The organism is uncultured Campylobacter sp., from assembly GCF_938045595.1.
Taxonomy (GTDB): domain Bacteria; phylum Campylobacterota; class Campylobacteria; order Campylobacterales; family Campylobacteraceae; genus Campylobacter_B.
Genome location: NZ_CALIBB010000022.1, coordinates 1 through 7,724 on the forward strand (window position 1 = coordinate 1; position 7,724 = coordinate 7,724).

Here is a 7,724-nt window from a genome sequence, read left to right on the forward strand (position 1 = left end):
TGGGCGAGAGGTCGGATACTCGCCTGCTAGAGCGGCTTGCGGCGGCGGTTTTTAAACTGCTGCCCGCCTGCGTGTTCGGCAAATTTAGACCGCTTAGCGGCGCAAGTATCGCCCGCGCGATGATAAATGCGGCTAGCAGCGACGCGCGCGGCGTACAAATCTACGAGCCGCGGGAATTTCTATAAATCGCGTATGAAATTTCAGCGCGAGAGCAGGATTAAATTTAAAACTAAAGTTTTAGGCAGTGTGGATAAAATTTTATAAATTGATCTACTTAAATTAAATTTTAAATTTAATATAATTTTATAGTAAAATTTCTCGCTTGAAATTTTAAGCGTGGAATCTTGCGTACTGTGTTGTTGCAAAATTTTTGTTATAAAACCCTATGCTAAAATTTTAGGACTAAATTTGCGGTTTATTTAGTTTAGCCGCGAATAAAGCTTCCTAGGGCTTCAAGCTCGCATGCGGTTATGGCAACTTCAAGCCCCGAAACGATCGTAAGTTTTGCAAGTTTTATAAATCCGCGATATTAAATCCTAAAAATTATGAGCTACTTAGGAGGCGAAAACGTCTATTTTTTCGCTTCTTTCGGCGCGGTCGGCGGATCGAGCTGCATGATCTTATCGCCTAGGCGCTGAAAATTTGCAAGGCTTTTTAGATGGAAATACGCTAGCTCCAGATATCCGCGGCGCGCGAAATCCGCGAGCTTTTTATCGCTTAGCTTCAAAAGCTTCTCGCGATTTACGACCGAAAAGCCGTTCAGCAGGGACGATTCCTTGCCGCTAGAGTTGATACCGAGCTCCTTGGCTTCTAAAATCCCCGCCTTTTGAAATTCCGCCGCCGCAACGCGCGTGCGCATATCCAAATCGGCGTAATTTTTCATCACCTCTTTTAAATTTTCCAAAAACGGCGTCGGCTTGCCGTCTTTAAAAAGCGCCTCGCCGTCGCCTTTGATCTGCTGCGCGTCCTCATCGAAGCAGATCGCCGTCTGCTCGCCGATCTGGGCTAGGAAAAACGGATAATTCTGCACCGAAGAAGGCACCGTTCCTTTATAATCCTTATCGATTAGAACGTTTTTGGTGCGCCCTAGCAGCGCCACCATTTTGGGTTCTTTTTCAATGGTAAATACGATAACGAGGTTGTCCGCGCAAAACGGGATCTCCGGCGCGATCACCGGTACGAAAGGCGCGGTGGGAAATGCGTCTGCGTGATATTTCAAATCCGCGTGTTTAACGCTATCTAATACGACTGGGGTCATGTTGATCCTTTAAAAAATTTTAGCAATTATATAAAAAAGAATATTAAAATTCTAAAGGGTTTTAAAATTTCAGCTGTTTTTACTTGTGTAAATTTAGACATTTGGAATTTTAAATTTGATAGAATCACCGTTAAATTTAAGGAGCGAAAGTGGGCTTGGATGAGCTTTTAGCACTCGCGACGGACGCCGCAAAAAAGGCAAATGCCGCGATAATGCAAAACTACGATAAATTTGATATCTTTGTCAAAGCGGACAGATCGCCGCTTACGAATGCCGATCTTGCGGCAAATGATGTGATAATGCGCACTTTGGAGCCTAGCGGTATCGCGATCTGCTCGGAAGAATGCGTATTGGATAGCAAGCGGCGCATGAGCGAGGAGAGATTTTGGCTGATAGATCCGCTGGACGGCACAAAGGAGTTCATCGCACGCAACGGCGAGTTTTGCGTCTGCATCGCGCTGATCGAGCATGGGCGTCCGATTTTAGCGGTAATCGGCATACCCGTAAGCGGCGACATATATAGCTCAAATGGCGGCGGAGTCTATAAAAACGGCGCGCTGCTCGCTTGCCCCGCTAGTGCGCCGCAAATCTTCATGCACGGCCGCCATAGCAAATCCGAGAAATATCCGCAATTCGCGCAAAAATTTAAAATGCAGCTCGTGCGCAAAGGCTCTGCGATAAAATTTTGCATCTTAGCCGAGGGGGGTGCGAGCGCGTATGCGAGATTTAGCGATTGCTCGCTTTGGGACATCGCCGCGGGAGATTTTTTGCTGCATCAAAGCGGCGGAGCGGTAGTGGATCTAAAGACGATGAAGGCGCCGCTTTATAACGGAAAAAGCCTGATAAATAACCACTATTTGGCGGTCGGCGCGAATGCGATGAAATTTTTACCTGAAATGTTGGAGTTTGCGAAGAATTTTTAAGCTAAATTTATAGTAAACGTCTTATAATATAAGTCCAAAAATTTTTTATCAAAGGATAAAAACATGAAGGGCTTTACTATGATCGAATTAATTTTCGTGATCGTGATTTTAGGTGTTTTGGCGGCAATTGCCATTCCAAAACTAGCAGCTACGCGTGATGATGCGGAAGTCGTTAGAGCAGCGCAGAACGTATCTACATCACTGACTGATCTAATGGCTTATTATACTTCGCAAGGCGAGTATGATAATAGCACGACAGGTTTTAATAACATGACGAATGTTAAAAATCCTATTACCGTAAAAGGCAAGACTTGTGCTACATATACCGTCGATAGCAAAACCAAGGTTACTCTTACAAAAAAGATGGACGGTTTATGTGCCCAAGTATGGGATATGCCTGGGTTAAAGAATATAAATGCCGTCTATACATCTGACGCTTTATTGATTATTCAATAGTAGCTTCTTTGGCGCAGGGATTATCTCTGCGCCTTTTTATTCAAAAATCCAAGAAAAATTCCAATCATCCAAACAATTGCGAAAAATATAAAGATAAAACTCCAAAATTGCGCCAGATCCACGCTTTTACTTGCCGGGAATAGATACCAGCCTCCGCTATAAAGCGCCGTTAGTTTGGCTTGCAGTCCGTCTAGCATTGTATCGGTTGGCACCGCCGGTACGTCGAATGCGCAGCTGTTAAATGGCTTAAAAATTGGCACTACGCTTAGATCAAAATTTAAAAATTTCACCGCTCCACCACAGCCGCTCATCCCGCTCATATCTCCGCTCCCTCGCAGTACCGTGTGAATTTTAGCTAAATTTAATGACGATACGAAGCCCAGCGCCGCGCCGTAAAACCACACCGCATATCCGCAGATCGCGCCGTAAACGTCCTTGCCACAAACCGCTAAAATCACCGCTCCTAGCGCTATGGCGCAAAGTGCGAATCTCACGTGAATGCTAAAGCTTTCCGGATAGATAAAAAGGAATTTTTGCAAGAAAAAATATGAAAATGCTAGCCAAAAAAGCGCCCAAATAGCGCAAAAGGCGAGAAATCTTTTAGAGTATCTGTTTTGAAATTTTAAAATCATAAAAATCCTTTCCGCGCATAATTTTATAATAAATTGCAGATATTTTTGCTAAAATCCCAGCTTTTATAGCAAAAATTTCAAGCAAAGGGTAAAATTTTGAAGGGTTTTTTACGCAAATTAGAAAGAGCTTTTGATGCGTTCGCAAATATCTTAGGCGTATTAAGTATCGTATTTTTGGCGCTTTTAGTTATAGTCGTTTTTTACAATGTTGTGGCGCGTTATCTTTTTCCAGCCGCAAATTCCGTCGCTATGCAAGAACTTACGTGGTGGCTATATTCGGCGATGTTTTTATTCGGTGTGACCTACGCGCTCAAAGAAAATGCCCACGTTCGCGTGGATATTTTTTACGAAAAATTTAGCCCCACTGCAAAAGCGCTCATAAATATCTTAGGTACGATATTCTTCATTTTGCCTTTCGTGGCGCTCGTGGCGTTTTTTTCGATCGATTATGTGAGCGAGGCTTATACGAGCCATGAGGCCAGTGCCAATCCCGGCGGTATGCAGCATCTTTGGATCATCAAGTCCGCAATCACGCTTAGCTATGCGTTTTTATTTATCTACGCATTTGGATTTTTGATTAAAAATATTAACGCCCTGCTTGATGTTAGGGAAAACAAAGGCTCGGAATTTCTTAGTGGGAATTCTTCGGGCGCACAGAGTGTGTGAGGGCAGAATGAGCTTAAATTTAAAATTCTATAAATTTTACGCTTTTCGCGCTTGGGCGGAATTTTGCCACGGCGAGATAAAAGGTGGCGAGCTATGATAGGCATAGTGATGTTTGCGGCAGCGCTTTTTATGCTGTTACTCGGTTTTCCCGTTGCGTTTACGTTCGGCGCCGTGGCTGTGATTTTCGGCTTTATCTACGGACTTAGTGAGGCGTGGGATTACGCGCAGGGCTTTGAAATTTTAACCGAAGCTTTCGAGGATATGAGCAGGCAGTTTTTCTCACTGATGCCTAATAGAATTTACTCGATTATGGAAAATCAGCTGCTAATTTCGGTGCCGCTTTTTATTTTGATGGGTATGATTTTACAAAAGACTCGCCTTGCGGAGCGTTTATTAGAGTCGATGGCATTTTTATTCGGCGGCGTACGAGGCGGCGTGGCGATCAGCACTGTTTTGGTGGGCGCGTTACTTGCGGCTACGACGGGCATCGTGGGCGCGACTGTCATCGCTATGGGCGTTATCAGTTTGCCCGTGATGATGAAATACGGCTACGATAAGCCCTTAGCTACCGGCACCATCGCTGCTGCGGGCACGCTTGGGCAGATTATCCCGCCCTCGATCGTGCTAATTATTTTAGGCGATATACTTTCGGTCTCTGTGGGCGATCTTTTTTCTGCGGCAGTTATTCCTGGGCTCGTGCTAGTGGGTTTTTACGTGATTTATATTGCGATTATTTCATATATTTGCAAAGATTATGCGCCGCCTGTTCCGTCGCTAGAGGGGCTTAGCAAATCAAAGCAAATTTTTATCGCGCTTAAAAACGTCGTGCCGGTGCTCGTGCTGATTTTGCTCGTCTTGGGATCTATTTTTGCGGGCATCGCTACGCCTACGGAGAGCTCGTCGGTAGGCTGCTTGGGTGCGATAGCGCTAGCTGTTTTATACCGCACGTTTTCGTTTAGGCTGATCTATGACGCGCTAAAAAATACCGCTAAAATTTCGGGCATGGTTTTTATGATTTTGATGGGCGCCACGGCATTTTCGATGATTTTTTCTTACACGGGCGGAGATGAGGTCGTAAAAAATTTTATGGAGAATCTGCCCGGTCAAGCATGGGGATTTATCGCGCTTACGATGGTAGTTATCATAGTGCTTGGATTTTTTCTAGATTATGTTGAAATTTCATATATCATTTTGCCGATACTTTTGCCGATAGTAGAGTCTTTGCATATCAATCCCGTGTGGTTTGCGATCTTAATCGCTGTAAATTTACAAACATCGTTTATGACGCCGCCATTTGGATTTTCGATATTTTTCTTAAAGGGCGTGACGCCGCCGCAAATCCACACCACGGATATTTACAAGGGCGTGCTACCTTTTATTTTATTGCAAATTCTAGTGCTATTAACGCTCGCAATCTTTCCGGGAGTTTTTGGTTTAAAAGCTTTTTTAGGCTAGAAATATTAAAATTCACGCTAAATTTAACCTAGGAGCTAAAAATGGCTAAAAAGCTTATCGACATTATGGATACGACCTTTCGCGACGGATTTCAGTCAGTTTTTGGCGCGCGCGTGGCGATGCGGGACTTCTTGCCTGCCGTTAGCGCGGCCAAGGACGCCGGCATCACGCACTTTGAGTTTGGCGGCGGCGCGCGGTTTCAGAGCCTGTATTTTTACCTAAACGAAGACGCCTTTGAGATGATGGATAAATTTAGAAGCATCGTGGGGCCTGAGGCGGACCTGCAGACCCTTAGCCGCGGCGTCAATACCGTCACGCTCGATACCGGCAGCCGCGAGATCATCGATCTGCACGCCAAGCTTTTTGCTAAGCACGGCACGACGACGATTAGAAATTTCGACGCGCTAAACGACGTGGAAAATTTAAAATTTAGCGGCGAGTGCATACATCGCCACGGACTCAAACACGAAGTCGTAGTCACGATGATGGATCTGCCGCCGGGATGTAGCGGTGCGCACGACGCAGCGTTTTATGAGAGAATTCTGCGTCAAATTTTAGACGCGCAGATTCCGTTCGACAGCGTCTGCTTCAAAGACGCAAGCGGCACCAGCAGCCCGCAGAAGGTCTATGAGACGATCAAGCGCGCGCGTAAAATTTTAGGCGACGGCGTGCATATCCGCCTGCACACTCACGAGACGGCGGGCGTTAGCGTCGCATGCTACCAGGCTGCGCTCGTTGCGGGCGTAGACGGCATCGACCTTGCCGCACATCCCGTAAGCGGCGGCACGAGCCAGCCGGATATCCTAACGCTGTTGCACGCGACGAAGGGGCAAAATTTCGATCTGGGGCTGGATGCAGAGAAAATTTTAAAATACGAAGAGGTTTTGGGCGAGTGCTTGAAGGATTACTTCATGCCGCCAGAGGCTACGCAGGTAAGCCCGCTCATTCCGTTTTCGCCGATGCCGGGAGGCGCGCTTACAGCAAACACTCAGATGATGCGCGATAATAAAATTTTAGACAAATTTCCAGCCGTCATCAAGGCTATGCGAGAGGTCGTCGAAAAGGGCGGTTTCGGCACGAGCGTGACGCCGGTTAGTCAGTTTTATTTCCAGCAGGCGTTTAACAACGTAATGTTCGGCCCGTGGAAAAAGATCGCCGAGGGCTACGGCAAGATGGTGTTAGGTTATTTCGGCAAAACGCCCGTTAAACCCGACGAGGGCGTGATTAAGATGGCGGCGGAGCAGCTGGGCTTAGAGCCTACGACGAAGCATGCCGTAGATATCGCCGATACCGACGAGAGCAAGAGCGTTGCGTATGCGCAGAAAATTCTACGCGAGCAGGGCATCGAGCCTAGCGAGGAGAACATATTCATCGCACTTGCGTGCAAAGAAAAGGGCATCGCGTTTTTAAAAGGCGAGGGCAAGGTGATGAGTCGTAAAAAAGAGGACGTAGCACCCGCCGCAAGCCATCAAAGCGGTATTTCTAAAAACGGCAAATTTGACGTTAAGATTAACGGCAAAATTTACAGCGTAGAATTTGCCGGACAAAACGTGCTCGTAAACGGCGATCGATACGACGTCAGCTTCGATACCTCAGCGCCCGCAAAGCCGCAGTCGCAAGACTCTACCAGCAAGCAGCCCGCGGGTGATGCGCGATGTGGTACGGACGACAACGAAGTAAAAGCGACGCTTCCTAGCAACGTATTTAAAATTTTAATAAAGGAAGGCGACGCTGTTAAGGCGGGGCAGAATGTCATCGTTCTTGAAGCGATGAAGATGGAGATAAATATCGAAAGCCCGCGTGATGGCGTAATCGATAAAATTTTAGTCGCTCAAGGCGATACGGTCGATGCCGATCAGGTGCTCGCGATTTTAAGATAAGCTTTAAAATTTAGGCGGACGCTTCCGCCTAAATTTCATGGCGATCATCCTCGGTGCTTAAGCGAGCTCACCTAAATTTTAAGCTATAATAGCGCAATCTTTTATCAAAATTTAATTTAAAAAGGACGCAAAATGACAACTCCGAACGATTTGGATAAACTAGGTCTTAAAAATATCAAAAAAATCAATCACAACCTAAGCTACGACGAGCTTTTCGAGCTTGAAAAGGCTATGGGCGAGGGACGCGTGTCAAGCAACGGCACCTTTATGGTCGATACCGGCATCTTTACGGGTCGCAGCCCAAAGGATAAGTACTTCGTAAAGCAGGACCCGAGCCAAAAATACATCGCCTGGGGCAAGATAAATCAGCCTATCTCAAAAGAGCTTTTTGACAAGCTTTTAGCCAAAGCTAAAGCTCAGCTAAGCGGCAAGGAAATCTTTATCCAAGACGCAT

8 protein-coding genes and 1 pseudogene are annotated in these 7,724 nt (G+C 46.1%); 7 read left to right on the forward strand and 2 right to left on the reverse strand.

Annotated elements, in window-relative coordinates; genetic code table 11:
* A pseudogene (locus Q0340_RS00715) lies at positions 1–185 on the forward strand (oxidoreductase); the annotation flags it as partial.
* Positions 186–571: 386 nt separating this feature from the next.
* Here Q0340_RS00715 and Q0340_RS00720 read toward each other — a convergent pair.
* On the reverse strand, positions 572–1,258 hold the full coding sequence (locus Q0340_RS00720; protein ID WP_298081756.1) for a SapC family protein: 687 nt from the start codon (positions 1,256–1,258) through the stop codon (positions 572–574).
* 149 nt (positions 1,259–1,407) lie between these two features.
* Between Q0340_RS00720 and Q0340_RS00725 the strand changes: the two genes are divergently transcribed.
* A complete protein-coding gene (locus Q0340_RS00725) occupies positions 1,408–2,181 on the forward strand; it encodes a 3'(2'),5'-bisphosphate nucleotidase CysQ (RefSeq protein WP_298081757.1) in 774 nt (257 codons plus the stop codon).
* Between the two features lie 63 nt (positions 2,182–2,244).
* On the forward strand, positions 2,245–2,637 hold the full coding sequence (locus Q0340_RS00730; protein WP_297941976.1) for a prepilin-type N-terminal cleavage/methylation domain-containing protein: 393 nt from the start codon (positions 2,245–2,247) through the stop codon (positions 2,635–2,637).
* Between the two features lie 20 nt (positions 2,638–2,657).
* On the opposite strand, the gene Q0340_RS00735 is transcribed toward Q0340_RS00730, so the two are convergent.
* Positions 2,658–3,269, reverse strand: a complete 612-nt coding sequence (locus Q0340_RS00735) for a disulfide bond formation protein B (protein WP_298081758.1) — start codon at positions 3,267–3,269, stop codon at positions 2,658–2,660.
* Between the two features lie 96 nt (positions 3,270–3,365).
* Here Q0340_RS00735 and Q0340_RS00740 point away from each other — a divergent pair, with 96 nt between their 5' ends.
* From Q0340_RS00740 to Q0340_RS00755, 4 genes are all read left to right on the forward strand, one after another.
* Positions 3,366–3,935, forward strand: coding sequence for a TRAP transporter small permease subunit (locus tag Q0340_RS00740; RefSeq protein ID WP_297961394.1), 570 nt, complete (start codon positions 3,366–3,368; stop codon positions 3,933–3,935).
* A 93-nt stretch (positions 3,936–4,028) separates the two neighbouring features.
* Positions 4,029–5,390, forward strand: coding sequence for a TRAP transporter large permease subunit (locus Q0340_RS00745; protein WP_298081759.1), 1,362 nt, complete (start codon positions 4,029–4,031; stop codon positions 5,388–5,390).
* Positions 5,391–5,431: 41 nt separating this feature from the next.
* Entirely contained in the window at positions 5,432–7,270 is a 1,839-nt protein-coding gene (locus Q0340_RS00750; protein ID WP_298081760.1) for a biotin/lipoyl-containing protein, read from the forward strand.
* Positions 7,271–7,402: 132 nt separating this feature from the next.
* A partial coding sequence (locus Q0340_RS00755) for a phosphoenolpyruvate carboxykinase (ATP) (RefSeq protein ID WP_298081761.1) occupies positions 7,403–7,724 on the forward strand: 322 nt, incomplete at its 3' end.